This window comes from Microbacterium croceum, assembly GCF_023091245.1.
Taxonomy (GTDB): Bacteria; Actinomycetota; Actinomycetes; order Actinomycetales; family Microbacteriaceae; genus Microbacterium; species Microbacterium croceum.
Genome location: NZ_JAHWXN010000001.1, coordinates 1,307,652 through 1,334,043 on the forward strand (window position 1 = coordinate 1,307,652; position 26,392 = coordinate 1,334,043).

Annotated in this window: 31 protein-coding genes; 18 read left to right on the forward strand and 13 right to left on the reverse strand. The window is 67.1% G+C overall.

What is annotated here, in order from left to right; translation table 11 throughout:
* The first annotated feature begins 25 nt into the window (after positions 1 to 25).
* The 9 genes from KZC51_RS06160 to KZC51_RS06200 all read left to right on the forward strand — a co-directional run bounded on the left by KZC51_RS06160 (position 26) and on the right by KZC51_RS06200 (position 8,151).
* Entirely contained in the window at positions 26 to 1,738 is a 1,713-nt protein-coding gene (locus tag KZC51_RS06160) for an ABC transporter substrate-binding protein (protein WP_247629127.1), read from the forward strand.
* A 67-nt stretch (positions 1,739 to 1,805) separates the two neighbouring features.
* Positions 1,806 to 2,795: an ABC transporter permease gene (locus KZC51_RS06165; protein WP_308194291.1), complete on the forward strand. Its 990-nt coding sequence runs from the start codon at positions 1,806 to 1,808 to the stop codon at positions 2,793 to 2,795.
* A 1-nt stretch (position 2,796) separates the two neighbouring features.
* Entirely contained in the window at positions 2,797 to 3,669 is an 873-nt protein-coding gene (locus tag KZC51_RS06170; RefSeq protein WP_247629128.1) for an ABC transporter ATP-binding protein, read from the forward strand.
* Positions 3,666 to 4,454 (forward strand): ATP-binding cassette domain-containing protein, encoded by a 789-nt coding sequence (locus tag KZC51_RS06175; protein ID WP_247629129.1) that lies wholly within the window; start codon positions 3,666 to 3,668, stop codon positions 4,452 to 4,454. Before KZC51_RS06170 ends, KZC51_RS06175 begins: the two co-directional genes overlap by 4 nt.
* A gap of 68 nt (positions 4,455 to 4,522) precedes the next feature.
* Entirely contained in the window at positions 4,523 to 5,584 is a 1,062-nt protein-coding gene (locus KZC51_RS06180) for a serine hydrolase domain-containing protein (protein ID WP_247629130.1), read from the forward strand.
* 10 nt (positions 5,585 to 5,594) lie between these two features.
* Complete coding sequence (locus KZC51_RS06185; protein WP_247629131.1) at positions 5,595 to 6,317, forward strand: maleate cis-trans isomerase family protein; 723 nt, start codon at positions 5,595 to 5,597, stop codon at positions 6,315 to 6,317.
* A 10-nt stretch (positions 6,318 to 6,327) separates the two neighbouring features.
* Positions 6,328 to 7,131 carry a carbon-nitrogen family hydrolase gene (locus KZC51_RS06190; protein WP_247629132.1) on the forward strand — a complete coding sequence of 268 codons (804 nt, stop codon included), beginning with the start codon at positions 6,328 to 6,330 and terminating at the stop codon, positions 7,129 to 7,131.
* Positions 7,128 to 7,817 (forward strand): DUF2848 family protein, encoded by a 690-nt coding sequence (locus tag KZC51_RS06195; protein WP_247629133.1) that lies wholly within the window; start codon positions 7,128 to 7,130, stop codon positions 7,815 to 7,817. The genes KZC51_RS06190 and KZC51_RS06195 overlap by 4 nt, the downstream gene beginning before the upstream one ends.
* Positions 7,804 to 8,151, forward strand: a complete 348-nt coding sequence (locus tag KZC51_RS06200; RefSeq protein ID WP_247629134.1) for a cupin domain-containing protein — start codon at positions 7,804 to 7,806, stop codon at positions 8,149 to 8,151. The genes KZC51_RS06195 and KZC51_RS06200 overlap by 14 nt, the downstream gene beginning before the upstream one ends.
* A 738-nt stretch (positions 8,152 to 8,889) precedes the next feature.
* Here KZC51_RS06200 and KZC51_RS06205 read toward each other — a convergent pair.
* Both KZC51_RS06205 and KZC51_RS06210 read right to left on the reverse strand, forming a co-directional pair.
* Entirely contained in the window at positions 8,890 to 9,786 is an 897-nt protein-coding gene (locus KZC51_RS06205; RefSeq protein ID WP_247629135.1) for a VOC family protein, read from the reverse strand.
* On the reverse strand, positions 9,786 to 10,157 hold the full coding sequence (locus tag KZC51_RS06210) for a DoxX family protein (protein WP_247629136.1): 372 nt from the start codon (positions 10,155 to 10,157) through the stop codon (positions 9,786 to 9,788). The genes KZC51_RS06205 and KZC51_RS06210 overlap by 1 nt, the downstream gene beginning before the upstream one ends.
* Positions 10,158 to 10,249: 92 nt before the next feature.
* Between KZC51_RS06210 and KZC51_RS06215 the strand changes: the two genes are divergently transcribed.
* From KZC51_RS06215 to KZC51_RS17925, 3 genes are all read left to right on the forward strand, one after another.
* Positions 10,250 to 10,714: a MarR family winged helix-turn-helix transcriptional regulator gene (locus KZC51_RS06215; RefSeq protein ID WP_247629137.1), complete on the forward strand. Its 465-nt coding sequence runs from the start codon at positions 10,250 to 10,252 to the stop codon at positions 10,712 to 10,714.
* An 88-nt stretch (positions 10,715 to 10,802) separates the two neighbouring features.
* Positions 10,803 to 11,144, forward strand: coding sequence for a hypothetical protein (locus KZC51_RS06220; protein ID WP_247629138.1), 342 nt, complete (start codon positions 10,803 to 10,805; stop codon positions 11,142 to 11,144).
* 81 nt (positions 11,145 to 11,225) lie between these two features.
* Positions 11,226 to 11,351 (forward strand): RNA polymerase sigma factor, encoded by a 126-nt coding sequence (locus tag KZC51_RS17925; protein WP_372491794.1) that lies wholly within the window; start codon positions 11,226 to 11,228, stop codon positions 11,349 to 11,351.
* A gap of 57 nt (positions 11,352 to 11,408) precedes the next feature.
* Here KZC51_RS17925 and nhaA read toward each other — a convergent pair whose 3' ends face one another.
* The 3 genes from nhaA to KZC51_RS06235 form a co-directional block, all read right to left on the reverse strand.
* Positions 11,409 to 12,680, reverse strand: coding sequence for a Na+/H+ antiporter NhaA (gene nhaA / locus KZC51_RS06225; protein WP_247629139.1), 1,272 nt, complete (start codon positions 12,678 to 12,680; stop codon positions 11,409 to 11,411).
* Between the two features lie 69 nt (positions 12,681 to 12,749).
* Positions 12,750 to 12,923, reverse strand: a complete 174-nt coding sequence (locus KZC51_RS06230; RefSeq protein WP_247629140.1) for a hypothetical protein — start codon at positions 12,921 to 12,923, stop codon at positions 12,750 to 12,752.
* 54 nt (positions 12,924 to 12,977) lie between these two features.
* A complete protein-coding gene (locus tag KZC51_RS06235; protein ID WP_247630599.1) occupies positions 12,978 to 13,259 on the reverse strand; it encodes an ArsR/SmtB family transcription factor in 282 nt (93 codons plus the stop codon).
* A 143-nt stretch (positions 13,260 to 13,402) separates the two neighbouring features.
* Between KZC51_RS06235 and KZC51_RS06240 the strand changes: the two genes are divergently transcribed.
* From KZC51_RS06240 to KZC51_RS06250, 3 genes are all read left to right on the forward strand, one after another.
* Complete coding sequence (locus KZC51_RS06240; protein ID WP_247629141.1) at positions 13,403 to 14,704, forward strand: FAD-dependent oxidoreductase; 1,302 nt, start codon at positions 13,403 to 13,405, stop codon at positions 14,702 to 14,704.
* Positions 14,705 to 14,915: 211 nt separating this feature from the next.
* A complete protein-coding gene (locus KZC51_RS06245; protein ID WP_247629142.1) occupies positions 14,916 to 15,902 on the forward strand; it encodes a metalloregulator ArsR/SmtB family transcription factor in 987 nt (328 codons plus the stop codon).
* A 26-nt stretch (positions 15,903 to 15,928) separates the two neighbouring features.
* Complete coding sequence (locus KZC51_RS06250; RefSeq protein ID WP_247629143.1) at positions 15,929 to 16,336, forward strand: arsenate reductase ArsC; 408 nt, start codon at positions 15,929 to 15,931, stop codon at positions 16,334 to 16,336.
* Between the two features lie 4 nt (positions 16,337 to 16,340).
* On the opposite strand, the gene KZC51_RS06255 is transcribed toward KZC51_RS06250, so the two are convergent.
* Together KZC51_RS06255 and KZC51_RS17950 are read right to left on the reverse strand one after the other, a co-directional pair.
* Positions 16,341 to 17,993, reverse strand: a complete 1,653-nt coding sequence (locus KZC51_RS06255; RefSeq protein WP_247629144.1) for an FAD-dependent oxidoreductase — start codon at positions 17,991 to 17,993, stop codon at positions 16,341 to 16,343.
* On the reverse strand, positions 17,990 to 18,154 hold the full coding sequence (locus tag KZC51_RS17950; RefSeq protein WP_504925993.1) for a DUF8730 family Cys-rich protein: 165 nt from the start codon (positions 18,152 to 18,154) through the stop codon (positions 17,990 to 17,992). The genes KZC51_RS06255 and KZC51_RS17950 overlap by 4 nt, the downstream gene beginning before the upstream one ends.
* Positions 18,155 to 18,244: 90 nt before the next feature.
* Here KZC51_RS17950 and KZC51_RS06260 point away from each other — a divergent pair, with 90 nt between their 5' ends.
* Complete coding sequence (locus tag KZC51_RS06260) at positions 18,245 to 18,523, forward strand: metal-sensitive transcriptional regulator (protein ID WP_247629145.1); 279 nt, start codon at positions 18,245 to 18,247, stop codon at positions 18,521 to 18,523.
* A 35-nt stretch (positions 18,524 to 18,558) separates the two neighbouring features.
* Here the strand turns inward: KZC51_RS06260 and KZC51_RS06265 are convergent, their stop codons facing one another.
* Positions 18,559 to 19,065 carry a hypothetical protein gene (locus tag KZC51_RS06265; RefSeq protein ID WP_247629146.1) on the reverse strand — a complete coding sequence of 169 codons (507 nt, stop codon included), beginning with the start codon at positions 19,063 to 19,065 and terminating at the stop codon, positions 18,559 to 18,561.
* 236 nt (positions 19,066 to 19,301) lie between these two features.
* Between KZC51_RS06265 and KZC51_RS06270 the strand changes: the two genes are divergently transcribed.
* Together KZC51_RS06270 and KZC51_RS06275 are read left to right on the forward strand one after the other, a co-directional pair.
* Positions 19,302 to 20,315 carry a TerC family protein gene (locus tag KZC51_RS06270; protein WP_247629147.1) on the forward strand — a complete coding sequence of 338 codons (1,014 nt, stop codon included), beginning with the start codon at positions 19,302 to 19,304 and terminating at the stop codon, positions 20,313 to 20,315.
* A gap of 94 nt (positions 20,316 to 20,409) precedes the next feature.
* Positions 20,410 to 21,681 (forward strand): hemolysin family protein, encoded by a 1,272-nt coding sequence (locus tag KZC51_RS06275; RefSeq protein WP_247629148.1) that lies wholly within the window; start codon positions 20,410 to 20,412, stop codon positions 21,679 to 21,681.
* Positions 21,682 to 21,721: 40 nt separating this feature from the next.
* On the opposite strand, the gene KZC51_RS06280 is transcribed toward KZC51_RS06275, so the two are convergent.
* From KZC51_RS06280 to KZC51_RS06300, 5 genes are read right to left on the reverse strand one after another with little or no spacing between them, the layout of a single operon-like run.
* Positions 21,722 to 22,627 (reverse strand): arginase family protein, encoded by a 906-nt coding sequence (locus KZC51_RS06280; RefSeq protein ID WP_247629149.1) that lies wholly within the window; start codon positions 22,625 to 22,627, stop codon positions 21,722 to 21,724.
* Between the two features lie 45 nt (positions 22,628 to 22,672).
* Positions 22,673 to 23,566, reverse strand: coding sequence for an SDR family NAD(P)-dependent oxidoreductase (locus tag KZC51_RS06285; RefSeq protein WP_247629150.1), 894 nt, complete (start codon positions 23,564 to 23,566; stop codon positions 22,673 to 22,675).
* Positions 23,567 to 23,570: 4 nt separating this feature from the next.
* Positions 23,571 to 24,035, reverse strand: coding sequence for a GtrA family protein (locus KZC51_RS06290; protein ID WP_247629151.1), 465 nt, complete (start codon positions 24,033 to 24,035; stop codon positions 23,571 to 23,573).
* The gene (locus KZC51_RS06295; protein WP_247629152.1) at positions 24,028 to 24,777 is read right to left on the reverse strand and encodes a polyprenol monophosphomannose synthase; all 750 of its coding nucleotides are present in this window, start codon (positions 24,775 to 24,777) and stop codon (positions 24,028 to 24,030) included. The genes KZC51_RS06290 and KZC51_RS06295 overlap by 8 nt, the downstream gene beginning before the upstream one ends.
* 2 nt (positions 24,778 to 24,779) lie before the next feature.
* Complete coding sequence (locus KZC51_RS06300; RefSeq protein ID WP_247629153.1) at positions 24,780 to 26,297, reverse strand: glycosyltransferase family 39 protein; 1,518 nt, start codon at positions 26,295 to 26,297, stop codon at positions 24,780 to 24,782.
* Between the last annotated feature and the right edge of the window lie 95 nt (positions 26,298 to 26,392).

The window sequence follows — 26,392 nt, forward strand, 5'->3', positions numbered from 1 at the left end:
AAGAACCCTGGAAGGAACGCAGAAGATGCGAAACAAGATTCTCTTGACCGCCGGCATCGTGGCCGCGGTCAGCATCACGCTCGCTGGCTGCACCTATAACGACGGCGGCTCTAGCGGCAGCACGTCAGGCCCCGCCGAGTCGCAGGTCATCACCGTCGACTACGAGGGATCCGCCGAAGCGCCCGCAGCCGAAGTGGTTGATGCGGTGTCCGGCGGGGAGGTCATCATCGCCGACGAAAGCCCGTTCGAGAGCACGGACCCCGCTGCGCTGAACGTCTCCGCGGCTCGCTCCGTCGGCACCGAACTGCTCTTCCGCACCCTCACCACCTACCTGACTGACGGTGAGTCAGGCGACACGTCGCTTGTCGGCGATCTCGCCACGAACGCCGGCTCCGCGAACGAGGACGACACCGTCTGGACTTACACGCTCCGCGAGGGCATCACCTTCGAAGACGGCACCCCCATCACCGCGCAGGACGTCGCCTACGGCATTGCCCGCTCCTTCACCACTCTGGGCGTCGCCGGCGAGCAGAACCTTCAGGACGCCCTCGACCCCGACCGCGCCTACCAGGGCCCCTACGACGGTGAGCTCCTGCCGCCCGGGGTGACCACCCCTGACGAGCAGACCATCGTGTTCACCCTCGACCAGCCCACCCCGTTGCTGCCCTACTTCCTCTCGACGGCCAACACCAGCCCGGTCCCGGCCGATGCCGACACGCGCCAGTCCTACGGCTCCGAGTTCGTCTCCACCGGCCCGTACCGCCTCGGTGAATACGTTCCCGAGCAGTACATGGTGCTTGTGCGCAACGAGGGCTGGGATCCGGAGACTGACCCGGTGCGCCACCAGTACCCGGACTCCTACCGGATCGAGTTCAACGTGTCGGCATCCACCCAGGTGCAGCGGGCACTCGCCAGCCAGGGCGCGGACGGGAACCTCCTCGGCTCGAGCAATGTCCCGCAACAGGACATGCCCTCCGTGACGGGCGACGACGAAGCGAACATCATCGCCGGTGCGATCCCCGCCACCTACTTCATCACCATCAACACTGAACGGGTCACGGACCTGGCGGTGCGTCAGGCGCTGAACTATGCGATCGACCGTGACGGGCTGGCAAAGGCGCGCGGCGGCGTCAACGTCGCCACCCCGCTGAACACCATCCTGCCGTCGGCCCTCGTCGGCTATGTCGAGTCGGACACCTACCCGATGTCGCCGGACGTGGAGGCCGCGGAGAAGGCGCTGGATGGACAGACCCCCGAGCTGACCTACTGCTACGCCAACTCCACTCTCGGCAATGGTGACGCCGTGGTCGTGCAGTCCTCTCTGGAGGCCGCCGGCTTTAAGATCAACCTCAACCCCATCGAGGGCGCCAGCTACGTGAGCACCGTCCGCAATCCGGACAGCGGCTGCGACCTGTTCTTCTTCAGCTGGGCACCGGCCTACCCGGACCCGTCCGCGGTCATGAACCCGCTCCTCAACGGTGCGTCGGGCATCAACCTGTCGCTGCTGGATGACAAGGCGGTCAACGACGAGCTCGCGACGCTCGCGGGTGAAAGCGACCGCGCGGTCGCTGCACCCCAGTACGGCGAACTCGATAAGACGGTCATGACGGACCAGGTCCCGATGATCCCCACTGTCAGCGAGAACGTGTACCAGCTCGCAGGCAGCAACGTGAAGGGGAGCTTCGTCAACCCGATCCGCTCGTTCCCCAGCCTCGTCAACATCTACCTCGAGCAGTAGAAACCACGGGCCGAGAGCGATCCCCTCGCTCGCTCTCGGCCCATCGCCCCTACACGAATGACATGCCGTGAACTTTCTGATCCGAAGAATCCTTCTGGCAGTAGCGACGCTGCTGGTCGTATCGATCGTGACCTTTCTGCTGTTCTTTGCGGCGCCCTCAGACCCTGCTGAAGCCCTCTGCGGAGTGAGAGGGTGCGGTGAAGAACAACTCGCACAGATCCGGGCCACCTACGGCCTCGACCTCCCTCTCTACGTGCAGTACTTCACCTTCCTGGGCGGCATCTTCTTCGGTCGCCAGATCGGAGTCGGAGGCGCGGCGATCGACTGCGTCGCCCCCTGCTTCGGTGTGTCCATGCGCACGGGCGAGGCCGTCACCGACATCATCGCCCGGGGTATCCCCGTCACGCTGAGCATCGTCATCGGCGGCTTCGTCCTCTACATGATCATCGGCGTCGGCCTCGGAGTCCTCGCAGCCACTCGCCACCGCACCATCATCGACCGGATCGCCGTCGGCGGATCCATCGCCGGAGCCTCACTGCCGATCTTCTTCGTTGGCCTCATCCTCACCACCGTGCTGGTGTACGGCCTCGAAGTCCTTCCTCGCCCCGGATACGTCGACCCCACGAAAGACCTTGCGGGTTGGGCCGGCGGGATGCTGCTGCCGTGGATCACCCTGGCGATCGTGAACTCCGCGATCTACGCACGGTTGTCGCGGTCCGCGATGCTCGACGCTCTGTCACAGGACTTCATCCGCACGGCGCGGGCGAAGGGACTGAGCACAGGCACCGTCAACCTCAAGCACGCCCTCCGCGCAGCGATCACCCCTATCGTCACGATCGCCGGCCTGGACCTCGGAGCACAGCTGGGCGGAATCGCCATCCTCGAGAACGTCTTCGGCCTCAACGGCGTCGGACAGATCGCGGTCACCGCAGTCGCCGCTGTGAACTTCCCCGTCGTCATGGGAGTCGTCCTGCTCGCGGCGTTCTTCGTCGTCGTGATGAACCTGGTCACAGACTCCATGCAACTAGTGCTCGACCCCCGGATCGAGAGGCGCTGACATGTCCCAGCCATTCCTCGAGGTGACGAACCTCACCATCAAGACCCAGGCCGGCAAAGTCCTCGTCGACGATCTGTCCTTCGGTGTCGAGAAGGGGGAGACCCTCGCGATCATCGGTGAATCAGGATCCGGGAAGAGCCTCACCTGCCTCGCGATCATGGGGCTGCTTGACCCCTTCATCATGAAGGTGAGCGGATCCATCCGCGTCGACGGCACCGAGCTGGTCGGCCTCCGGGAAGCGGGTTATCGGCGGCACCGAGGATCGTCGATTGGCATGGTCTTTCAAGATCCGCTGACCGCACTCCATCCGTTCTTCACGGTCGGCGCTCAACTCGTCGAAGGGCTGCGAGTGCACCGCCGCATCTCCAAGACGGAAGCACGAGACCTGTCCGTGGAGCTCCTCGAACGGGTGGGAATCGAGAACCCCGCCCAGCGGATGAAGCAGTACCCGCATCAGTTCTCCGGCGGCATGAGGCAGCGAGTCGTCATCGCCATGGCCGTGGCCAACCGCCCGGGACTACTCCTGGCCGATGAGCCGACCACCGCTCTTGACGTCTCCGTACAAGCGCAGGTTCTCACGCTGCTCCGCTCCCTCACCGACGAGCTCGGCTCCGCTGTGCTGCACGTAACCCACGACCTCGGCGTCACCCGAGAATCGGCGGACACCGTCCTCGTCATGCACAGCGGCCGCGTGCTCGAGCGCGGCCGCGTCTCCAAAGTGCTGCACACCCCCCGACATCCCTACACGCAGGCCCTGCTCGACAGCTACCCGACGCTCACCACGCCGCCCGAATCGACGCTGAAGCCCGCTGATGCCGCGCTCGCAGACCTGCCGCCCGTTGACTGGCGCGACCCGAAAGAAGAATCGGCATGACCACCGCCGCGGACTACCTGAAAGTCAACGACCTCGTCGTCGACTTCCGCACCAAGCGCCAACGAGCCGACCCGCGCACCAGACCCGCCGTCGGCGGAGTCGATTTCACCATCCCTCGCGGGTCCATCACAGGCCTGGTCGGAGAATCCGGATCCGGCAAGTCCACGTTCGGTCGTGTCCTCGTGGGGCTGCAACGCCCCACGTCCGGAGAGGTGGAGTTCGTTGACAAGGAACATGCCTCGCGCGCTCAAATGGTGTTCCAGGACCCGTACTCCTCGCTCAACCCACGACAGACCGTCCTCGAGCTGATCGGCATGCCGCTGCGCGTCGTCGGAATGAAATCCGCCAAGCAGCGCCGCGACCGTGTCCTCGAGATGCTCGGTTTCGTGGGGCTCACCGAAGAGCACCTCGATCGCTACCCGCACGAGTTCTCCGGGGGGCAACGCCAACGAATCGGCATTGCCCGTGCACTCGTCACGTCCCCAGATTTCATCGTCGCCGACGAACCGGTCTCTGGACTGGATGCCTCCGTGCAGGCGCAGGTGCTCGGGCTTCTGCGACGCTCCCGCGACGAGTTCGGTCTGACCATGCTGTTCATCAGCCACGATCTCGCCGTCACCCGTTACCTGTGTGAGCACATCGCGGTGATGCAGCACGGTCACATCGTCGAGGTCGGCACCCGCGACGAGGTCTTCAACAACCCGCAGCACCCCTATACGCGCGCGTTGCTCGCCGCGGTCCCGGGGGAGGGCCCGGCGCCCGCAGATCGAGAGGAAGCACCGTGAGGTACACCGAACCGGTTGTGAGCTCATCGTTCGTCGCTCCGGGGCTCGAGGGTGTTCGCTCCGCGTTCTTGGCCAACTTCGAGCAGGGGCTGGAGGTGGGAAGCAGTTTCGCCGCATTCAAAGACGGGAAGAGGATCGTGGATCTCGCCGCGGGAGTGGCACACCCCATGACCCTGGAGCCCTACACCCGGGACACCATCACGCTCTCATTCTCGGGAACCAAAGGGTTCGTCGCCATGTGCCTGGCAATCCTGCTGGATCGCGGTGAGATTGACCTCAACGAACCCGTCGTCCGATACTGGCCAGAGTTTGGGCAGCACGGGAAACACACCATCACCGTTCGTGATGTCGTCACGCATCGGTCCCGGCTTCCCGGGATCGATGTCCCCGTGGACTTCGACGACATCACGCACCCGCAACACATCGCCGCGATCCTCGCCGCTCAAGCACCCAGCACTGATCCGCGGGCGGGATTCTGCTACCACGCGCTCACCTACGGGTGGCTGTGCGCGGAGCTCGTGCGCCGCGTAGACGGGCGCAGCATCGGCACCTTTTTCCGCGAAGAAGTGGCTGCACCCCTCGATGCGGAGGTTTGGATCGGTCTGCCCGACGATGTTCTGCCGCGCGTATCCCACCTCATCCCGGACCCCGACTGGATCACGAATCCCGCCCTCAACGGCGAACGGTTCTCGGTGGACCCGCTGTTCCGCTCGATCATCGGAAACCCGCCGATTCTCGACCCCGGCGACTACCGCTGGAACACGCGCGCACTCCGCCAAGCGGAGATGCCGGCCTCCAACGGTGCCGGCACAGCAGTCGGAATCGCGAGCCTCTATGCGGGATTCCCTCACCTCATCAGCCTTCCCACACTTAACCTCGTGACCTCGCCCCTGGAGTCCGGGTTCGATGAGACCTACAACTCGCACAGCACCTACGGTGTGGGGTTCTCCCTCAAAGACGATGAACCGGGCCGACCCGCCGCTGTCGGCGGCTACGGGCATGCCGGCAATGGCGGCTCCGTGCATGGCTACTGGCCGGCGTCCGGAATCGCATACTCCTACCTCCCCAACCTGGCCCGTAAGACCGAGAGGGCCGCGCCGATCCTCGACGCGCTCTCCGCTGCGCTCTGAAAGGACTTCCATGTACGCCAAGAAAGCACGCATCGGATTGCTCATCCCTTCCCTCAACGTCGTCGCCGAGCAAGACTTCTTCCGTCTTCTCCCCGACGGATACCAGGCGATCTCCACCCGCATTCGGTTCGAGGGCGGAGGAAAAGCAGGTCTCGCCCGGATGAATGAGGAAGTGAGCAGCGGAACCTCCCTCCTCGTCACTGCCGGTGTCGACGCCGTGGGTTTCATCTGCACCTCCGGGAGCTTCATCGACGGCCCCGAGGGAGAACAGAAGCTCATCGAGAGCATCCGGTCAGAACTTCCCGAAACCACCCCGGTGATTACCACCTCCTATGCGATCGTCGACGCACTAAAGCACATGGACATCTCACGCATTGCGCTCGTCACCCCGTACGGGGATGATCTCAACGCGCTCGAAGTGGACTACTTCCAGTCCGCGGGCCTGGACGTGAAGCGATTCGCGTCGTTGTACGTCGGCGCTGCTGTCGAGGCCGGACGCCAGGATGATGACGCCGCCTACAACCTCGCCCGACAGTTCGACCGGGACGACCTGGACGCGATCGTGATCAGCTGCACCAACCTCCCCGCAATAGACGCAATCGATCGGCTCGAGAAGGAAACCGGGCTTCCCGTGATCACCAGCAACCAGGCCACCCTGTGGCAGCTGCTGCGCGCGCTGGGATGGTCGGGCTCACTCCCCGGATACGGGGCACTGCTACGAGACAACCTCTAAGGAGCCGAACATGCGCATCAACCTCATTCAGGCCTCCAGCCCCGACAACGAAGACATCACCACTCGCCGCGCACGCATCGCCGACATGGTGCTCAGCACGCGCGGTGACCTCGTCGTCCTCCCCGAGCTGTGGCCCGTCGGCTACAACAACTTCGACCAGTACGCCGAAACCGCCGAGCCAATGAACGGCGCAACCATCACCGATGCCTCGGTGTGGGCGCGCACCCTCGGCTCCTACGTGCACGTGGGGAGCTTTGTCGAAGATGCCGGCGACGGAAAGTTCCACAACACGACTGCGCTCATCAACCCCGACGGCGAACTCATCCACTCCTACCGGAAAATGCATGTCTTCGGCTACAAATCTCTCGAAGCAGAGCTGCTCGCCCCCGGAGAATCGATCACCGCAACCACCTGGCCGTTCGGCGAGGTCGGGTCAACCACCTGCTACGACCTTCGGTTCCCCGAACTCTGGCGCGGACTCGTAGATGAAGGTGCCGAGACCGTCATCACCCCCGCAGCCTGGCCACAGGCGCGTCTCGCACACTGGCGCCTCTTCACCTCCGCCCGAGCAGTCGAGAACCAGATGCTCATCATCGCCTGCAACGCTGCCGGGGAACAGCGCGGAGTCACCCTCGCGGGCCACTCCCGCGTCATCGATCCCTGGGGAAACGTCCTGCTCGAAGCCGATGACGCAGAAGGCATCTTCAGCATCGACGTCGACCCAGACATCGTCCGCCAAGTGCGAGCGGAATTCCCCGTACTCGGCGACAGAAAACTCACGTTCGGCCCCCGACCCACTGAAAGGCCGGCATGACCCCGCCCCGTGAAGCTCTCATCGATCTTCCCGAACTCCACAACCCAAAAGTAGTCGTCGTCGGATATGCAGGACGGGATCTTGCCTCAGTCCAGCACCACATCGACGAGCTCGCCGCCATCGGCGTGGCCCCGCCCCCCGAGGTTCCCATGCTGTACCCCATGCCCCAGGAGACTCTGGAACGCTCCGCCGCGATCGAGGTGCAGGGCCGCGGGACGTCCGGAGAGGTAGAGCCCGTTCTCGTGCGGGCAGGATCCCGCTGGTACCTCACCATCGGCTCCGATCACACAGACCGAGATCTCGAAGTCCAAGACATCCTTCTCTCCAAGCAGGTATGCGGGAAGCCCATCGCGTCGCAAGCGATCGCCCTCGATGGCGACCCGACTGACGGGGCTGCCGATGCCCTATGGGACTCCGCGCACATGGACAGCTGGGTGGATGGTGTGCCCTATCAGAGCGGACCACTCTCCACCCTTCGTCACCCCAGCGACCTCATCGAGCGCGTTACCGCAGCCAACGACACCACCGGCGATCTCGTGATCTTCGGCGGAACCGTACCCCTGATTGACGGCACGTTCCGACCCGGCCAGGTGTTCACCGCGACCCTGGCAGTGCCAGGCGTTGACTCACTCCACCTCGCATACACAACCACCGTCTCGAAAGAAGAAACCGATGAACAAGCCTGAAGTCGAATTCACTGACATCGAGACCGTGCCAGTCACCCCGTGTGCCGGCACCGTCGCAGAGCTAACCGAACGCATCCTCGCAGCGGACCCTGACAGCGGCACCGCCACCCGCATCCTGTACTTCGCCCCAGGATGCGACACCACCCCCAACGGCGTCCAGATCCACGACTTCTGGGAAGAGGTCTACATCCTCAACGGCTCCATCACGGACACCCGCCTCGGACAGACCTTCACAGCCGGAATGTACGCCGTCCGGCCCCCCGGAATGCCCCACGGCCCCTGGACCTCCACCGAAGGCGCCCAAACCTACGAAGTGCGATACCCGGCGTCCTAACACCAAGCGCCCCGACCGAGCTCAAACTAGCTGCTCCTGTCGATACAGTCGCGGCCACCGCTGAACGTCGATCCAGTGGTGGCCGCGTCCGCGTCTATGACGATCGCGCGGTCAACGTTTAAAGACTGCCGTGCCGGGTCGTCACCCCTGACTAACCGCAGACGGGGAAGGGTCGAGTCCCCAGTATTCGACCCTTCACTGACGTCCGCCTGGCGGAGTCCCGCGAGACGCTGCAGCCGCGGGGCACGATGCAGCGTACAAAAGGAGTAACCCTCGCAGTGACCACCGGCTAGGGTGCCCGCTCTCGTCACGGGTGAGGATCCAGCTGCGGGTCGAAGGCTCCCGCACGAACGTTCGGCCAGACTCGCTTACGGTGTAAGTCCTTGCGATCGGCTGACCACCACCGCCCACCGAAAACGATCGTTTCCGGCGGGCGCACCGAGGTCGCCGGCCGACTGCACGACACGCCGGTCCCTCAGCTGCCGAAACATCATGCCGGAACATGTTGCGCCGAAACGGTCCGCCCGACTTTTAGGCAGGGTGAGAGCGAAACGCGATTACCGACAAGTTTCGTGAGACAACCGGCAGTTTGTGCGGCGCACCACTTACCCGTCTTTCCGGGGATGCCCTGTCTCACCAACCGACAGCTCTCGCGAGATCGGACACATTGGATGCGCGTGATCGGGGCGGAGCACGTCGACCAGGACGGGCCACGCGCCCCTGACCGGCATCCGCGACTCACCGCCCCTGCGGCGAGATCACCAACCGCGTGCCCCACGGGTCGGCGAGATGCAGGCTGCGACCGTCGTCGGCGCCGTGGATCCCGTGACCGAGCACCCGTTCCGCCATCGCCTCGACGTCGTCGCGGGTCGGCACCTGGATGCGCACATCGCCGAGCCCGAGGGAGGCGGCACGGGGTCCGGCCCCGGCGCTCTGCCAGGTGTTCATGCCGATGTGATGGTGGTAGCCGCCGGCAGAGACGAACAGGGCCGATCCCAGATCGGCGGTGACGTCGAGGCCGAGCACGTCGACGTAGAACCGCTTCGCCGTGGGGATGTCGCCCACCTGCAGGTGCACGTGACCGATCGCCGCGGTGTCTCCGGCGGTGGCCGCATCCTCGTCGAGCCACTGCCGCAGGAACGCATTCGGGTCGAGCGGGAGGGAGTCCATCACCACACCGCCGCCCGGTGTCCGCTGCCACTCGCCGCGAGGGCGGTCATGGTAGAGCTCGAGGCCGTTGCCCTCGGGATCGGTGAAGTAGAACGCCTCGCTGACGAGGTGGTCCGCTGAGCCCGTGAAGGTCTGGGGCACCCGCTGGGCCATCTGGAAGAGCGAGGATGCGAGCTGCTGCGGATCCTGGAACAGGATGGCCGTGTGATAGAGCCCGGCGCCGCGGGGGTTCGCCGCGGGGAGGTCCCTTTCCTGCCGCAGCGTCATGATCTTCTGCGCGCCGCGTCCGAGCACGGCAGAGGCGCCGGAGTGCTCGAGCACATCGAGCGTGACGGCATCGCGGTAGTAAGCGGTCATGGCGTCGAGGTCGCGGACGAGCAGCTCGACGGTGTCCATCTGCGTGCCGTCGGGCGCGGCTCCTGTCGTCGCCGTCGGAGTCGAGCGCCAGTCCCCGGGCGAAGACATCACGCCCATGATGCGAATCCGAGCCAGGCGGCGGCGATGGCGAGCACCAGCAGCACGATGTTCACCACGAGCGTCTTGACCTCGCCGCGCACGACGTGGGTGACGATCGCGCCGAGCTGCACCAGCACCAGACCGACGGCGGCGAGCGGGGCCAGGATCGTGGCGATGCCGGTGAGCGGGGGAAGGATCAGGCCGAGGGCGCCGAGCACCTCGACGACTCCGATCGCCTTGACCGTCCACAGCGGGAAGTCGGGAGCCCAGGTCAGGCCGGACTCGGCCAGCGTGGCCGGTGGGCGAACGACCTTCATCGCACCAGCGCCGAGATAGGCGAGTGCGAGCAGCCCCGCGACGATCCAATATGCGATCAACATCGTGATCTCCTTCTGAGGTCCTGCGATCCGGATACGAATGGTTGTTGCTTCAACTAACGTACGCTGGTCGCATGGCATTCCAGGTTCCGAGAATGGATGAGCGTGAGTCGCGCGCCTGGCTCGGCCTGGTGGCTGTGACGCAGCTGCTTCCGGCCGCTCTGGATTCGCAGCTGCAGCGGGAAGCGCACCTGACGCACTTCGAGTTCATGGTGCTGACGGTGCTCCGGTTCGCGCCGCAGAGCACGCTGCGCATGACCGCTCTCGCCGACGCCACCCATGCGACGCTCGCGAGGCTCTCCCACGTCTGCACGCGTCTGGAGAAGCGCGGGGTGGTGGAGCGCACACCGTCTCCCGACGATCGGCGGGCGACCGACGTCCGGCTCACCTCCGACGGGCGGCGGATGCTGATCCGCGCGATGCCGGGGCATATCGCGACCGCACGACGCCTCGTGATCGATGCGCTGACCCCGGCGCAGCTGGACGCGCTGGCCGAGATCGCCGAGTCGATCACCGACCGGTTGACGGCCGGTGGGGCGTGCCCGCCCGACCGCGACTGATGCGTCGCCGCAACGACTTCTCTCCGACTGCAACGTTTCCTCGCCTGCCGGCCATGTTCTTGATGAGCCACGATGGACGAGGAGCGTCATGAACGATCAGGAACTCGATGAGCGGTTGCGCCGCGCCGATCCGGCCGGCCGTGCCCCGGAGACGCTCGAGTGGACGATAGACCAGCTGGTCACACGTCCACTCGTCGCTCGCCCGCAGGAGTGGATGCAGCACCCTCGCCCCCAGGACATCGGCTCCCCGGAGTCGATCCAACCCTGGGCGGTGGTCGAGCAGGGCCTCGCCGTGCTCGATCACGTGATCCCCGGCATCGCGTGGGGGGCCGCGACTCCCGGCGAGTCCTTCGAGCCGGGCGATCCGCATCTGGCGTCGGTCACCCAGTTGTGCCGCGACGACCTCGACAGTCTCGAGCCCGGCGAATGACGCCGAAGCTGCGCGCGCCGGTGCCGGACATCACCGCCGGCGCCGAGCGGATCGAATCCATCGTCCGGCGAGATCATCCGTCTGCGTCACTGGGACGGGTTCGCGCTCACCGAGATCGCACAGCACCTCGGCAGGCCTGCGGGAACGATCCGCAGTCGCTACAGCCGAGCGCGCGCCGTGTTGCGGGCCGTCCTCGAGGCGGAGTGAGCCGGTTGCACGGAACGGATGTCCGATCCGTGCGACCGGCTCTGCGGGGGTGTCGCCTCAGTCGACGAGCTGAGCGCGGCGCGCGCGAGCGTTGCGGCGGGCCAGGATCACTCCGCCGATGACCGCAGCGAGGAACGACCCGAGGAGCACGCCGATCTTCACATGCTCGTCGGCGACCGAGCTCGATCCATAGGCGAGCTCGCCGACCAGGAGAGAGACGGTGAAGCCGATTCCGGCGACGAAGCTCATACCGACCAGGTCTGGCCAGCGCAGCGTCTCGTCGAGGCGCAGTGCGGGGAGTCGACTGAGCAGGAACGTCGTCGCGAGGATCCCGATGGGCTTTCCGGCGACCAAGCCCACGATGATGCCGATCGTGATCGGGTCGGTGAGTGCAGAGCGGAGTCCATCGAGTCCGCCGATGGTCACCCCTGCGGCGAAGAACGCGAAGATCGGCACGGCGAAGAGCGTCGCAACGACACCCCAGCGGTCCGCGAAGTGCGGAGCCATGCCGTCGTACAGCGGCTCGCCGGACTCATCGTTCCCCGCGCGCACGCGAGCGCGTTCCGTGGGTACCACGGGCACGACGAAGCCGAGCAGCACACCGGCGACCGTGGCATGCACGCCTGCGGTGTGGATGCACACCCACACCGCGATCGCGAGCGGCAGCAGGATCCACCAGGCGCACACACCCTTCTGTGCGAGCAGCGCGAATCCGGCCAGCGGCAGCAGCGCGAGAGCGAGCCACGGGACGCTGATCGTCTCGGTGTAGAAGGTCGCGATGATGGTGATCGCGATCAGGTCATCGATGATCGCCAGCGTCAGCAGGAAGACGCGGAGTGCAGGAGGGAGGAATTTCCCGACCACGGCGATCACGGCGACGGCGAAGGCGATGTCCGTCGCGGTGGGGATCGCCCACCCGCGCAGCACGTCCGCCCCGCTGTTCACGTTGATCATGACGAAGATCAATGCCGGCACGGCGACGCCTCCCACCGCCGCGGCGATCGGCAGGGCGGCCTGGCGTGGGTCGCGCAGGCGTCCGGTGACGAACTCCTCCTTCAGCTCGAGGCCCACGACGAAGAAGAAGATCGCCAGCAGCCCGTCGGCGGCCCAGGCCCCGACGCTGAGCTCGAGATGCAGTTCGGGGATGCCGAAGGTGAAGTCGCGCACCGATTCGTACCAGGGGGCCGCCGGGCTGTTCGCCAGGATGAGGGCGGCCACCGTCGCCACGAGAAGGAGAGAGCCTCCGAGGACGTCGCTGCGGGCGTTGGAGCGGATGCCCCGCCACAGCTCGTGCGGAGCGAGGGAGAAACGAGAAGGGGAAGTGGACACGACGAGACCTCACGGGGGAGAAGGGGTGGATGGCACAGAAGACCACCGCCCCGTCCTTCGAGGCGTGGCCTAGGTGCGTGGCGGTGGGCAGCCGGCGATCTCGCCGTGCGAGAGCGTGCCCCACACGCTGGTCCATCCGTTCGTGCCGGGGTGCAGCACGACGCGCATCCACTCCCTCATCGGGGTCGCCGAGCGCAGCTCATGCGGAGCGCGCGTCGAGCCGGCGATCGAGAGGATGGGCATCAGACCAGCCTATCGGGAGCGCTGATGCACCTGGAGACGGCATGCACGCGCTGCTCACAGGGCGCGGAGGGCTGCGGCGGCGGCATCCATCGCGTCGACGTCGAGAGCGAAGTAGGCCCACTTGCCGCGTTGTTCGCGCGTGACGAGTCCGGCGTCCGCGAGGAGCTTCATGTGGTGAGAAACGGTGCCCTGCGAGAGGCCGACGGGCTCGGTCAGGTCGCAGATGCACGCCTCCCCGCCCGCGCCGGCAGCGATGAGAGACAACAGTCTGACCCGCGTGGGGTCGCCCAGCGCCTTGAACACCCGAGCGACACGGTCGGCATCCTCGGGGGACATCGAGGGGCTGATGCGCGGGACACAGCACTCGCTCGCTTCGCTCCTCGTTGGCACGCTCACGAGTCGATTCTGACACGCATTGACAATCTTCGATAGGTCGATCAGAGTCGTCATATTGAAGAATCTCAATGTGAGGAGATGTGATGTCCGAGCTTCCTGTCGTCGTCATCGGAGCGGGCCCGCAGGGCCTTGCCGCCGCGGCGCATCTCGTCGAACGCGACGTGAGCGTCATCGTCGTCGAGCGTGGGCGTGGTCCTGCCTCGGCGGTCTCCGAATGGGGGCATGTGCGCCTGTTCTCGGCGTGGCCGGAGCTCACGGATGCAGCCGCCCGTCGCCTGCTCGAGTCGACCGGGTGGAGTGCGCCCGTGTCGGGCTATCCGACCGGGGCGGAGTGGGTGCGCGACTACCTGGCGCCGCTCGCCGGTGTCATGGGAGAGCGGATCCGCTACGGCGCGACCGTCACCGGAGTGGCGCGCCAGGGGCGGGACAAAGTCGTCGACGCAGGGCGCAGGAGTCAACCGTTCGTCGTCCACACGGTCGATGGCGAGGGCGGCGAATCCCGCTTTCTCGCCCGTGCTGTCATCGACGCGAGCGGCACCTGGGGGCTACCGAATCCTGCGGGGGCGGACGGCTTCCCTGCCATCGGCGAGACCGCGGCAGTGGACCTGATCTCGTACCGCATCCCTGCCGAAATCTCGGAACTCGCCGGTTCGCATGTCGTCGTCGTGGGGGCAGGGCACTCGGCAACTCACGCCGTACTGCGCCTGAGCGAGCTGGCACGTCGGTCACCGGGAACGCGCGTGACCTGGTTGCTGCGCCGGGGGAGTGCGGCGAACGTCTTCGGCGGCGGCGCCGGAGACGAGCTTACCGAGCGCGCCGCACTCGGCTCCCGTGCGCGCAAGGTGATCGACGACGGTGTCGTGGATCTGGTGACAGGGTTCCGTGTCGCCGAGTTCCGGCAGCGCGATGACGGGCTGACGGTCATCGCCGAAGACGGACGCGAGGTAACGGCTGTCGGGCACGTCTTCGCCCTCACCGGCTTCCGTCCTGACACCGGGATGCTGCGAGAGCTGCGGATCGACCTCGATCCCACGCTCGAGGCCGTCGCGGGCATCGCATCCGATATCGACCCGAACATCCACTCCTGCGGATCGGTGCCTGCGACCGGCGCGAGAGAGCTTGCGCAGCCGGAAGCGGGGTTCTTCATCGTCGGAGCGAAGTCGTACGGGCGAGCCCCGACCTTCCTGGCGCTCACCGGGTATGAGCAGGTACGCAGCGTCGTCGCGCATCTCACGGGCGACGTCGTGGCGGCCGCCCGCAGCGAGCTCACCCTTCCGGCAACCGGAGTGTGCGGCGGATCCGGAGACTTCGACGACAACGCGGCTGGGTGCTGTGTCGCCCCCGCTGTCCTTCAGATCGGTGCGCGGCCGGTGAGCGCCCCCTGATCCCCGCTCGGCGGGGCATACTCCGGCCTCTCACACCGTCTCGACGACGGTGGCGTCCTGAGCTGAACGACAGGTGAACTCTCTGCCACACCCTTGCTTCTTGAATCGATAGTCATCAATATAGAAACATGTCGAATCAAGAGATCGGGTCGATCGTCTTCGTGGGCGGGCCTGTCCACACCGACCCGTGCTCCGCCGAGAGGATGCCGTCATGAGTGTCACCCTGACGACCGCAGATGACACCTGCAGTCCCGTCGCCACCCACGCCATCGGGCTGGAGGCCGCCTCCTCGGTCGCAGCCACGCTGAAGGCCCTGTCGGATCCGCTGCGGCTGCGGATGCTGTCGGCCATCGCATCCGACCCGCGCGGCGAGTCCTGTGTCTGCGATCTCGCCGAGCTCGCGGATGTCTCGCAGCCGACCGTCTCACACCATCTCAAGGTGCTGAAGGATGTCGACGTCCTCACCTCCGAGCGGCGGGGAACCTGGGTCTGGTACCGGATCGATCCGAGCCGACGGAGCGCCGTCACGGCACTGCTCGATTCGTTCGCACCCGCCAGCGTCGCGCCCTGGAGCGGCGACGGCGAAGCGCGCCGGCCCGACTTCGATGCACGGGTGACCCGTCTCGCGCAGGAGCTCGCGGCGGAGACCCCGGAGCTCGATGCCGACGTCGTGCTCACGACCGTCCGCGAGTCCTACACGGCCCTCGCGCGGACCGCTCGCGTCACCTCGGCGCTGGTTCCCCTCACCGAGCGCTTCGCCCGTCAGCGCCTCAGCGACCTCACCCGTGACCGGGCCACGGCGGTGCCCCAGGTGCTGTTCGTCTGTGTCGCCAACGCCGGACGCTCGCAACTCGCCGCGGCGCTCGTCAACAAGCTCGCCGGTGGCAAGGTCGTGGCCCGCTCGGCGGGATCGAGCCCGGCGGACGTCATCCACCCGCATGTGCGCTCGCTGCTGGCCGAGATCGAAGGCGATACCGCAGCCGAGCGATTCCCGAAGCCGCTCACCGACGACGCCGTCCGCGCGGCCGACGTCGTCATCACGATGGGGTGCGGCGATGTCTGCCCCATCATCCCCGGGGTGCGCTACGACGACTGGGCTGTCGGCGACCCGGCCCTCGCCTCGCCCGAAGGCGTCGAGGCCATCCGCGACGACATCGCCGGCCGCGTGCGCGCACTCGTCGACGACCTCCTTCCCTGATCCCACCCCTCGCACCTGGAGCACTCATGACCGACACGACCACCATGCCCTCCGTCCTCTTCGTCTGCGTGCACAACGCCGGCCGCTCGCAGATGGCCGCCGGGTTCCTGCGCGAGATCGCCGGTGACCGCATCGAGGTGCGCTCCGCCGGTTCGATGCCCGCCGAGCAGATCAACCCGATCGCCGTCGAAGCCATGTCCGAAGTCGGCATCGACATCACCGCCGAGCAGCCCAAGGTGCTCACCACGGAGGCCGTTCAAGCCTCGGATGTGGTGATCACGATGGGATGCGGCGACGCCTGCCCCTTCTTCCCCGGCAAGCGCTACGAGGATTGGAAGCTCGACGACCCGGCCGGCCAGGGCATTGATGCGGTGCGCCCGATCCGGGACGACATCCGTGCGCGGATCGAACAGCTGGTGAGCGAACTGATCTGACTGATCAGGTCCGGCTGCCGGATCTCGCGCTCCGGGCGTCGTGCCAGGTGCGGTAGCCTCCGTCGAGGTTGCGCACGGCGAAGCCGTGCTGTGCGAGCAGGCGGGTGGCGGCGTGTCCCCGCAGCCCGACCTGGCAGTGGACGATGAGCGGGCCGTCGGGAAGCTCGTCGAGACGCTCTCTGAGTTCGTCGAGCGGCACGTTGATCGCTCCGGGGATGGCCCCGGCTGCGAACTCCGCCGGTGTCCGCACGTCGATCAGCGCTGCTCCCGCGGTGAGCGCGTCATCGAGTTCGTGCCACTGCAGCGTCGGGGTCGTGCCGGATCGGGTGTTCTCCGCGACGTATCCGAGCATGTTCACGGCATCCTTGGCTGAGCCGAACTGCGGCGCGTAGGCGAGTTCGAGCTGGGACAGCTCGGAGGCCGGGAGCCCCGCGTGCATCGCCGTCGCGATCACGTCGATCCGCTTGTCGATCCCCTCGCGACCGACGATCTGCGCGCCGAGGATGCGATCCGTCAGGGGGTCCGCGAGGAGCTTCATCGACATCGTCTCCGCGCCAGGGAAGTAGCCGGCGTGTGATGCGGGGTGCACGTGCGCCGTGTAGAAGTCGCGGCCGGCGGTCGTCAGCTGCTTCTCGCTCCAGCCGACCTTCGCGGCGACGCTTCCGAAGACGCTGACGATGCCTGTGCCGAGAGCCGGTCGCGACGACGGAGCGCGACCGGCGATGATGTCGGCGACCATTCGACCGTGCCGGTTCGCCAAGCCGGCCATCGTGATCAGCGCGGTGCCCCCACCGACGAGCTCGGTCTTCTCCACGCCGTCACCCACAGCGAAGACATCGGGGGCGCTGGTGCGGCAGGATGCGTCGACGCGGATTCCGCCTGTCTCGCCGATCGCGATCCCCGCCGCGGTCGCGAGCTGCGTCTCCGGGGTGACACCGGATGCATCGACGATGAGTTCGGCAGGAGCCGACGTGCCATCGCTCAGCGCGACAGCGCCGTCCGTCGTCCCGGTGATCGTCACGCAGAGCCGCACATCCACGCCGTGTGAGCGCACGGCGGCGAGGATCGGGGCGCTCATCTCGATGTCCAACGGCGAGAGCAACTGCTCACCGCGCTGCACCAGTGTCACGGCGGCGCCTCGGCTGACGAGATTCTCGGCAGCCTCGAGCCCGGTATAGCCACCGCCGATGACCACGACGGGGATGCCGGGGCGCGTGAGCGAGGAGTGGATCGCGTCGGCGTCGGCGACCGTGCGCAGCGAGAGGACGGGGATGCTCGATCCCGTCTCGGCTCGTCGGGGGGAGGCGCCGAGCGCGAGCACGAGAGCGTCGTATGTCTCGACGGTGCGCCGACCGCTGTCGAGGTCGATCACGTCGACCGTCTTCCGAGCCGTGTCGATACGCGAGGCCTCATGCCGTACGCGCACGTCGAGGCGGAAGCGTCTGTGCAGGGAGTCCGGTGTCTGCAGCAGCAGCGATGCCCGCTCCGGGATCACGCCCCCGACGTAGTAGGGCAGGCCGCAGTTGGCATACGAGACCTCGGGCCCGCGTTCGATCACGGTGATCTCGGCGGATTCGTCGAGTCTGCGCAGCCTGGTCGCCGCCGACATTCCGCCGGCCACCCCTCCGACGATCAGGACCCTGCGGGGCGCGGTCATCGCTGGAAGAGCCTCGAGAAGAAACCGCCCTGGCTCGGCTGCTTCGGGTGCCCGGGGCACCACTGAGACGACGGGACCGAGCGGCGCACGGACTCGACGTGCTGACCGCACCCCGCCCATGTGGTCTTCCCGCAGGTTCGACAACTGACGGCTCGGCACATATCGATCTCCTCTTCTTATACCCCGGTGGGTATGTAGAACTATACCCTAGGGGGTATCGTAGAAGTTCAGTCCACACACAGGGAGAGACGATGATCATCGAGAACGCAGACGCGCAACGAAAGATCCTCAACCGGCTCAAGCGCGCTCAGGGGCAGCTGGCGGCGGTCATCGCCGCAGTGGAGGCGGAGAGCGACTGCCGGACCGTCGTCACCCAGCTCTCTGCCGTGAGCTCCGCCCTGGACAGGGCGGGTTTCCAGATCATCGCGACCGCGATGAAGGAGTGCCTCGCCGACCCCGACGACGGTGCGCAGAATGCGGAGGGCGTGTCGCTGGCAGAACTCGAGAAGCTCTTCCTGTCATTGTCCTGACCGCGGCTTCGCGACGGGGTGCCCTCCGGCGCGCCCTACCCGTGGGCCAGCACCTGCAGTCCGATCACGGCCAGGCCGAGCGCAGCCTCGGCGCCGAGCGCGATGAGCCGCTGGAACCAGGTCAAGGGGATACGCCGCACCGCGACCCAGCCGATCACGATCAGCGAGGCGAGCAGGGCGATCGCGCTCGCGTGCAGCGCCGCTTCGGTGCTCCACACGCCGAGCGCGGCGACGCCGAGGAAGAGGAACGGCAGCACCACGGTGCTCAGTGCCCCGAAGCTCGACCCGACCGCGTGGCGCAGCTCGGCGCGGGTGAACAGGCGTCCGTGCACCACCAGGTGCGAGACGAGATCGGCGGTGAACACCGCGAGCAACGTGCCCAGCACGGTGACGATCAAGGTCGTGGCGGACTGGCCGGCGGTCGCGTGGCCATGGCTGGAGAGGGTGATCACGACCGCGAGGGCGGCGAAGGTGAGGTAGATCCGCTCCTTCAGATGCGCCGCGCGCGCGGCTCGTTCGGCGTCGTCGATCTCGTGAGCCATACCGGTCTCCGCTCTGTGGGGGCGGATCCAGCGTAATCGGGCCTCGGAGCCGGTTCGCGGCGAATCGTCAGAGAGCACCCTCCGCAGCCCCTTACAATGGGGGTACCAAGGGGAGTACTCCGACACGGTGGGTTCGTCATTACGGATGCAGTCGCATCCCGGTCCACCGGTTCCTGATCTCAGGAATGGAGAAGACTTTGGCGCTGCTTTTTGCTACGCCGAGTCTGGAGCCTCTCTTGGAAATCACGCCCCTCATCTGGGTCATCACGATCGCGGTCACGATCGCGTTCTTCGTCTATGAGTTCTTCGCGCACGTGCGCACACCGCACGAGCCGAGCATCGCCGAGTCCGCGCGGTGGTCGATCTTCTACATCAGCCTCGCGCTGCTGTTCGGTGTCGGCATCGGCGTCTTCTCCGGGTGGACGTTCGGCGGGGAGTACTTCGCCGGGTATCTGACCGAGAAGGCACTGTCGGTCGACAACCTCTTCGTGTTCCTGATCGTGATGACCGGGTTCGCGGTACCGAAGATCTATCAGCAGAAGGTGCTGATGATCGGCATCGTGATCGCGCTGATCCTGCGCGGGATCTTCATCGCGGTCGGCGCGACGCTGATCGAGAACTTCTCCTGGATCTTCTACCTGTTCGGCGCGTTGCTCCTCGTGCTCGCCTACCGTCAGGCGTTCAGCAACCATGAGAGCGACCCCGCCAACGGACGCTTCATGACCTTCGTCCGCCGCCACCTTCCCGTGAGCGACGAGTACAACGAGGACCGTCTGACGGTCGTCAAGAACGGCAAGCGCTTCGTCACACCGATGCTCCTGACGATCATCGCGATCGGCTTCGTCGACCTGGTCTTCGCGGTCGACTCGATCCCCGCGATCTACGGCCTGACCGACGAGGCGTACATCGTGTTCACCGCGAACGCCTTCGCGCTCATGGGTCTGCGTCAGCTGTACTTCCTGATCGGCGGTCTCCTGGAGCGCCTGGTCTACCTCGCGCAGGGTCTCGCGGTCATCCTCGCGTTCATCGGCGTCAAGCTCGTCTTCCACGCCCTGCATGTCAACGAGCTCCCGTTCGTCAACGGCGGTGAGCCGGTGCTCTGGGCCCCCGAGATCCCCATCTGGTTCTCGCTGCTCTTCATCGCCGCGACCATCGCGGTCGCCACGGTCGCCAGCCTCATGAAGACGCGACGCGACCCCGCCGCCGTCACTTCCGACACCGAAACCCCCATCACAAAGGAGCACTCTTGAGCGCGCAGCGCTGTTCTGACTCTTCGGACTCTGACAGTACGAGCGTCCGGTTCGCACCGGGCGCTCACCCCACGACAGACAGGGCCGCCCGCTGATGGGCGACCTGCTCTGGAACATCGCTCTCGTCTTCGCGTTCGTGCTCATCGGTGGCGTGTTCGCCGCCACCGAGATGGCGCTCGTCACGCTGCGCGAGAGCCAGATCACGGCGATCGGCCAGCGCGGACGCCGCGGCGCGAAGGTCGCGGCCCTCGCCCGCAACCCCAACACCTTTCTCTCCGCGGTGCAGATCGGGGTGACCGTGGCCGGCTTCGCGTCGGCCGCGTACGGTGCGACCTCGATCGCGCCGTCCGTGGCTCCGGTGCTCGAGTCGTGGGGAATGGCGGCCCCGCTGTCGCTCACCGTCGCGACGCTGGTGCTCACGCTGGTCATCGCGTACCTGTCGCTCGTGCTCGGCGAGCTCGTGCCGAAGCGTCTGGCGATCCAGCGCAACGCGCAGTTCGCCTACGCCGTCGCTCCTGCGCTGAACGGTTTCGCGACCGTCATGCGTCCGGTGATCTGGCTGCTGTCGGTCTCGACCAATGCGCTCGTACGCGTGCTCGGCGGCGATCCGCACAAGACCGCCGACGAGATGACCGACGAGGAGGTGCGCGAGATCGTCGCCAGCCATCAGGGACTTCCGGATGACGAGCGGCGGATCCTGGACGACGTGCTGTCTCTGCGCGGGCGGCAGATCAGCGAGGTCATGCGACCGCGTCCGGAGGTCGTCGCACTCGACGAGACGTTCACGGTGGGCGAGGCGATCGCGCAGGCGCGGGAGCTGCCGTTCTCGCGGTACCCCGTGTCGGACAAGTCCATCGACGACATCACCGGGTTCGTCCATGTGCGCGACCTGTTCGAGGCCGTCGCCGAGGAGCCGACGCAGGCGCTCTCGACGCTGGTGCGCCCCATCCTCTACATCCCGTCGACGGCGCGGGTGCTGCCGACGCTCACGCGACTGCGGGCCGAGGGGCACCACATCGCCGTCGTCGTGGACGAATACGGCGGAACCGACGGGCTCGTCACGCTTGAAGACCTCGTGGAGGAGGTCGTCGGAGAGATCTTCGACGAGTACGACACCGCCGAGCTGGAGGTTGCGGGCGGCGCCATCGACGGTCGGCTCAACCTGCAGGACTTCGAGGAGGCGACCGGCATCGAGCTGCCCCGAGGATCCTCCGACACGATCGCCGGGTTCGTGACCGAGCAGCTCGGACGCCTGGCGGTCGTCGGCGATGTCGTGGAGGTCGAGGGGGCCACCATCCAGGTGGCCGAGCTCGACCGGCGCCGCATCGCCCGGGTGCGGGTGACCGCACACAGCGAGTCCGACTGACGCGCCTCCGGTGGCCGCCCGGCGGTCGTGCGCCGAGGCGTCAGCCGGGGCGGACGGCGCTGCCCAGGCCACCCAAGCCCTCCGTGAGGATGTCGACGAGCACCCGCGCGTAGCGCCCGTCGGGGTCGAGATCGGGGTCGAACACGGTCACGGATGCGCCGATCGCGTTCGGCGCGAGAGCGCGGAGGAGTGCGGTGAGGTCGGTGGACGAGAGGCCGCCGGGGTCGGGGCTGTCGACGGCGGGCATCACGGTCGGGTCGAGCACGTCGACATCGACCTGAAGCCAGTACCTCCCGCCGGCGACCGCGGCGGACTCGGCGGCGACAGTGACGGCACCGCGCGCGGCGACGTCCGCGGCCGGCGTCACGCGAGCCAGGATGCCGCGCACCTCTTCCTGCTCCTCGTCGTCGGCGCGGTGGCCGATGTGGGCCGTGCGGTCCGCCGAGAAATACGGCCCCTGCCCGTCGATGTCCGCGATGGCGGGCCAGTGCCGTCCGATCGCTGCGGCGAGTGCTTCGCCGGCCACACTCGCGCACTCCTCGCTGTTGCCGGGGTGGCGGAAGTCGGTGTGTCCGTCGATGTGCACGAGCCCGGTATCGCCGTCGCGCACCGCCGAGAGTCCCGCGCCGAGGAGCACGGCGCAGTCGCCGCCGATCACCAACGGTGCGGTTCCGGCCTCGAGCGCGGCGGTGATCCGTGCGGAGAGCCGTCGAGAATGGTCGATCATCGCCGTCTCGTTGCGTACATGCCCGGCCGCTCTGGTGTCGTCATCGTCGACGTAGCGCCCCGAAAGGACGATGCCTCCGTCGCGAGCGCCGAGCGTGGCGAACCGGTGGAACAGCCCGGCCTCGCGCAGCGCCTCTGGTGCCTTTGCCGCACCGGGGACGCTTCCGGGTTGCGGCGGGCGGAGCCCGAGGTTGCTCGGGGCCGAGAGCAGGGTGATCATGCACCCAGTCTGGCGAGGGGGTCGGACATCGCCGGCGCTGCGGCGTCAGGCCGAGAAGGGAACCCCGGTGATCCGCTCGGCCGCGTCCCACAGCGCGGCACCGGTAGCGGGGGAGTGCACCTGGTCCGATGCGCTGACACGGGCCGGGGCGCCCCGGAACTCCAGCGCGCTGCTCGGACCCCAGTAGTCGCCGCCGACGACATCGGCGCCGGTGGCGGCGTGCACGATCGGTAGCGCCCCGCCGTCCTTTCCCTGCACGACCACGCGTGTCGGCGCGGCGAGGGCGCGCAGGATGGCCGGCGTCTCGACCGCACCCGGGCGCTGCGGGGTGAGCGGATCGACCGCGTAGCCCGGGTGCGCGCACACCGCAAGGCGAGACGAGTCGGCCCAGCGACGGTCGAGCTCGAACGCGAAGGCCATGAGTGCGGCCTTCGAGCGCCCGTACTGCCGGAGGGAGGAGCCCCGCCACGAATCGGAGAGCGTGGCGGGGTCGATGTCAGCGAAGCGGTGGGCGAGCGACCCGACGGCGACCACACGGGCATCCTGCGCGAGGGCGTGCTCGAGCTGGGCGAGGAGCGCGAAGTGCCCGAGGAAGTTCGTGCCGACCATCAGGTCGAGCCCATCGCTCGTGCGGGCATCGCGGCGCGCAGCTTTCACCCCCGCATTGCAGATGACGGCGTCGAGCTGCTCGTCGACGCCGACCGCCGCCTCGGCGACGCTCGTGAGGGACCCGAGGTCGAGGGGGAGGATGCCCAGATCGGCTGCCGGCACCTGCGACCTGACCGCAGCCACGGCCTGCCGCGCACGGTCGGGGGAGCGGCAGCCCAGCACGACGCGGGCGCCTCGCGCCGCCAGCTGCTCGACGCACCAGTACCCGATCCCCGCGTTTGCACCGGTGACGAGGATCGTGCGGCCGTGCAGTTCGGCGAGAGCATCCATCCCCTCAACCTACGTGCTGCAGGGGGCTGAGCGATTCGGCACGGAACACCCAACGACGCGACGCGCTGAAGCGGAAGAGGGAGCCGAGCAGGAGGCCGATCACGTTGGCGGAGATGTTGTCGGCCAGCGCCGAGGTGAATCCGAACAGGTAGTGGCTGATCGCGAGGCATCCGAGTGCGATGGCGCTTCCGACGAGGCTGACGGCGATGAAAGATGCCATCTCGACAGTGATGCTCGTGCCGCGCCTGTCCCGGAACGTCCACCACCGGTTTCCTGCCCAGTTCGCCAGGATCGCGAGTGCAGTGGCCGCGACCTTCGCGATCAGCACCGCGCCCGTGACGCTTCCATCGGGCAGGATCGTGGCGCGCAGGGCGTTGAAGACGACGACATCGATCACCACGCCCACGCCTCCCACCGCCGCGAAGCGGATGAGGTCTCGTGCGAGGGGCCCGGTGTGGCTCTCAGGCATGGCGGGGCTCCCCGCTTGTGCGGCCCGGGGAGTGCGAGCGGGACTCCCATGCCCAGCGGGTGACGCGCCACATCGCCTCGGCCACGATGCGTCCCCGCATCTTCGACGCTCCCAGCCGCCGATCGGTGAAGGTGATCGGCACCTCCGCGATCGAGAGGCCGGCGTTGTTCGCGCGCCACAGCATCTCGATCTGGAAGCAGTACCCCTCGCTCTGGATGCCATCAAGACCGATGCGATCGAGCGCTGCCGCGCGAAAAGCACGATAGCCGCTGGTCACATCGTGCTGCGGAAGGTGCAGCGCCGCCCGGGCGTAGGCACTCCCGGCTCGGGACAGTGTGCGCCGCGACACGGGCCAGTCTTCGACGGCACCGCCGGGCACCCACCGTGAGCCGATGACCACGTCGGCGGTCCGTACGGCGTCGAGGAGACGCTCGAGTTCCTCGGGATGGTGCGATCCGTCGGCATCGCACTCGACGACGACACCGTATCCGTGTTGTCGTGCCCAGGAGAAGCCGTGCAGATACGCGGCACCGAGCCCGGACTTGCCGGGCCGATGGAGCACGTGCACCGCCTCATCCCGACGGGCCAGTTCATCAGCGATCCCACCGGTGCCGTCCGGAGAGCCATCGTCGACGACGAGGAGGTCAGCCGTGGGAACGCTCAGGCGGAGACGGTCGACCAGGGGACCGATGTTCTCCGCTTCGTTGTAGGTGGGCAGGATGACGAGAGCGCGATCGGACATTGTTACTCCTTGGTCAAGTGGTAGACGGTGGTGCGGTTGATTCGATGAGAGGCGTCGACCCGGAAGTCGTCCTGCAACAGCGCAGTGATGTCGGCGGGACGGCCGAACGGAGAGGACAGTTCCACCGCCCAGATGCTCGTCTCTCCCGGTGCGTCGGCGACAGCGACCATGTTCGGTACGACCGCATCCCACAGATGCGTGCGCTCGGCGTAGGAGGTCCGCAGCGCCAGGTCCTGCAGATCGGAGAACGCGTGCGGGTAGAGGGAGACGAGGATGCGGGGGTCTCTCGATGGCTTCGTCGTCTGGTCGAAGATCACTGCGTCTCCGTGGTGGGCGTTCGTTGCGATGTACTCCGCGACGTCGCGCCAATCGCTTCCGCCGTCCTTCGCCCACGGGGTGCGTTGCCCGAGATAGACGGGCACGCACACGACCACGAGAGCGATGACCAACCCGAGCGGAACGATGCGTCGTCGGTGCGCGGCGAGAAGTGAGCCGACTGCCTCGGCACCGCGTGCGATGAGGATTGCGGCGGCCGGGGTGCAGAACGAGAGATAGCGCACGTTGTACGTCGGCGAGATCAGGTTGCCCGCGAGCAGGAGTGCAGTGGGAACCACGAGCCACAGCAGCGCGAGCACGGTGAGGTGCTGGTCCGGTCGGTCCTTCGCGCTCCCGCGCACCAGAGCAACAACGAGCGCTGCGGAGGCCGCGATCACGAGGTACCACGCGAAGAGCGCAACCACGGGGTGCCCGAACCACTGCGACACGAGCACGTTCCGGACTGTCGTGTAGTCGCGTCGCGCGAGAAAGGCGATCTGGGCGCGCTGCTGGTATCCGAGAACCACGATGGGCGTCGCGAGCACCACCGACGCTGCGGTGGAACGCAACCACGACGCGAAACGCTCACGATGCATGACCGCGACGTACAGGCCGTGCACGACGAGCAGCAGGCCCAGATAGAGGAAGAGGTACATGCACGCCGCCGCGCCGAAGGCGTAGCCGATCCAGCCGCCGATCCCGGCACGGCGCCGGAGAAGGCGCAGGAGCAGCACGGTCAGCCACACGGCAGCAGCCGCACCGAGGGCATACGAGCGGGCCTCGGAGGCCATCGACGTCGTTCGAGGAAGCACGACCGCGGCGATACCAGCCATGGTCGCGAACCGATCGCTCGCAGACCCCCGCACCAACACCACGATTCCGGCGACCATCACCCCGGCGGCGAGGGCGCTGAGCAGCCGTGTGGCTGCCTCCGCGGATCCGAACGCGCCCACCCACAGGTGAAGCATCACGTAGTAGAGGCCGTGCACGGCATCGACCGAGCCGAGCATTCCGGCCAGACTCGACCAGGACCGCTCCGCCGACATCACGCTGGCTGCCTCATCGCCCCAGTAGGACGGGATCCATGAGCCCGTGAATCCCACGGCGGCGCCGACGGTGCCCCACAGCCAGGGGGCGGAGGCACGTGGAATCCGCCATCGCGCACGACGAGCCTCCTCGGCCGGCGCGATCGTCGTAGACGACATCTTGTTCCTCCGAATGGGTGGGTGCGATGTCGTCGTCACCCTGCCCCTGGAACATCGGAACTGCCTCGGCTGGTCGCCCTGCGGTATGAGAACTC

What these genes read in the sequence shown, in the direction of transcription:
- KZC51_RS06260 (WP_247629145.1), top strand. Translation starts at nt 18,245, where the DNA reads ATGATCATCGAGAACGCAGACGCGCAACGAAAGATCCTCAACCGGCTC.
- KZC51_RS06265 (WP_247629146.1), bottom strand. Translation starts at nt 19,065, where the DNA reads ATGGCTCACGAGATCGACGACGCCGAACGAGCCGCGCGCGCGGCGCAT.
- KZC51_RS06230 (WP_247629140.1), bottom strand. Translation starts at nt 12,923, where the DNA reads ATGCCCATCCTCTCGATCGCCGGCTCGACGCGCGCTCCGCATGAGCTG.
- KZC51_RS06210 (WP_247629136.1), bottom strand. Translation starts at nt 10,157, where the DNA reads ATGTTGATCGCATATTGGATCGTCGCGGGGCTGCTCGCACTCGCCTAT.
- KZC51_RS06240 (WP_247629141.1), top strand. Translation starts at nt 13,403, where the DNA reads ATGTCCGAGCTTCCTGTCGTCGTCATCGGAGCGGGCCCGCAGGGCCTT.
- KZC51_RS06285 (WP_247629150.1), bottom strand. Translation starts at nt 23,566, where the DNA reads ATGGATGCTCTCGCCGAACTGCACGGCCGCACGATCCTCGTCACCGGT.
- KZC51_RS06185 (WP_247629131.1), top strand. Translation starts at nt 5,595, where the DNA reads ATGTACGCCAAGAAAGCACGCATCGGATTGCTCATCCCTTCCCTCAAC.
- KZC51_RS06280 (WP_247629149.1), bottom strand. Translation starts at nt 22,627, where the DNA reads ATGATCACCCTGCTCTCGGCCCCGAGCAACCTCGGGCTCCGCCCGCCG.
- KZC51_RS06215 (WP_247629137.1), top strand. Translation starts at nt 10,250, where the DNA reads ATGGATGAGCGTGAGTCGCGCGCCTGGCTCGGCCTGGTGGCTGTGACG.
- KZC51_RS06295 (WP_247629152.1), bottom strand. Translation starts at nt 24,777, where the DNA reads ATGTCCGATCGCGCTCTCGTCATCCTGCCCACCTACAACGAAGCGGAG.
- KZC51_RS06220 (WP_247629138.1), top strand. Translation starts at nt 10,803, where the DNA reads ATGAACGATCAGGAACTCGATGAGCGGTTGCGCCGCGCCGATCCGGCC.
- KZC51_RS06175 (WP_247629129.1), top strand. Translation starts at nt 3,666, where the DNA reads ATGACCACCGCCGCGGACTACCTGAAAGTCAACGACCTCGTCGTCGAC.
- KZC51_RS06195 (WP_247629133.1), top strand. Translation starts at nt 7,128, where the DNA reads ATGACCCCGCCCCGTGAAGCTCTCATCGATCTTCCCGAACTCCACAAC.
- KZC51_RS06170 (WP_247629128.1), top strand. Translation starts at nt 2,797, where the DNA reads ATGTCCCAGCCATTCCTCGAGGTGACGAACCTCACCATCAAGACCCAG.
- KZC51_RS06300 (WP_247629153.1), bottom strand. Translation starts at nt 26,297, where the DNA reads ATGTCGTCTACGACGATCGCGCCGGCCGAGGAGGCTCGTCGTGCGCGA.
- KZC51_RS06275 (WP_247629148.1), top strand. Translation starts at nt 20,410, where the DNA reads ATGGGCGACCTGCTCTGGAACATCGCTCTCGTCTTCGCGTTCGTGCTC.
- KZC51_RS17950 (WP_504925993.1), bottom strand. Translation starts at nt 18,154, where the DNA reads ATGTGCCGAGCCGTCAGTTGTCGAACCTGCGGGAAGACCACATGGGCG.
- KZC51_RS06190 (WP_247629132.1), top strand. Translation starts at nt 6,328, where the DNA reads ATGCGCATCAACCTCATTCAGGCCTCCAGCCCCGACAACGAAGACATC.
- KZC51_RS06205 (WP_247629135.1), bottom strand. Translation starts at nt 9,786, where the DNA reads ATGTCTTCGCCCGGGGACTGGCGCTCGACTCCGACGGCGACGACAGGA.
- KZC51_RS06200 (WP_247629134.1), top strand. Translation starts at nt 7,804, where the DNA reads ATGAACAAGCCTGAAGTCGAATTCACTGACATCGAGACCGTGCCAGTC.
- KZC51_RS06160 (WP_247629127.1), top strand. Translation starts at nt 26, where the DNA reads ATGCGAAACAAGATTCTCTTGACCGCCGGCATCGTGGCCGCGGTCAGC.
- KZC51_RS06250 (WP_247629143.1), top strand. Translation starts at nt 15,929, where the DNA reads ATGACCGACACGACCACCATGCCCTCCGTCCTCTTCGTCTGCGTGCAC.
- KZC51_RS06235 (WP_247630599.1), bottom strand. Translation starts at nt 13,259, where the DNA reads ATGTCCCCCGAGGATGCCGACCGTGTCGCTCGGGTGTTCAAGGCGCTG.
- KZC51_RS06290 (WP_247629151.1), bottom strand. Translation starts at nt 24,035, where the DNA reads ATGCCTGAGAGCCACACCGGGCCCCTCGCACGAGACCTCATCCGCTTC.
- KZC51_RS06255 (WP_247629144.1), bottom strand. Translation starts at nt 17,993, where the DNA reads ATGACCGCGCCCCGCAGGGTCCTGATCGTCGGAGGGGTGGCCGGCGGA.
- KZC51_RS06245 (WP_247629142.1), top strand. Translation starts at nt 14,916, where the DNA reads ATGAGTGTCACCCTGACGACCGCAGATGACACCTGCAGTCCCGTCGCC.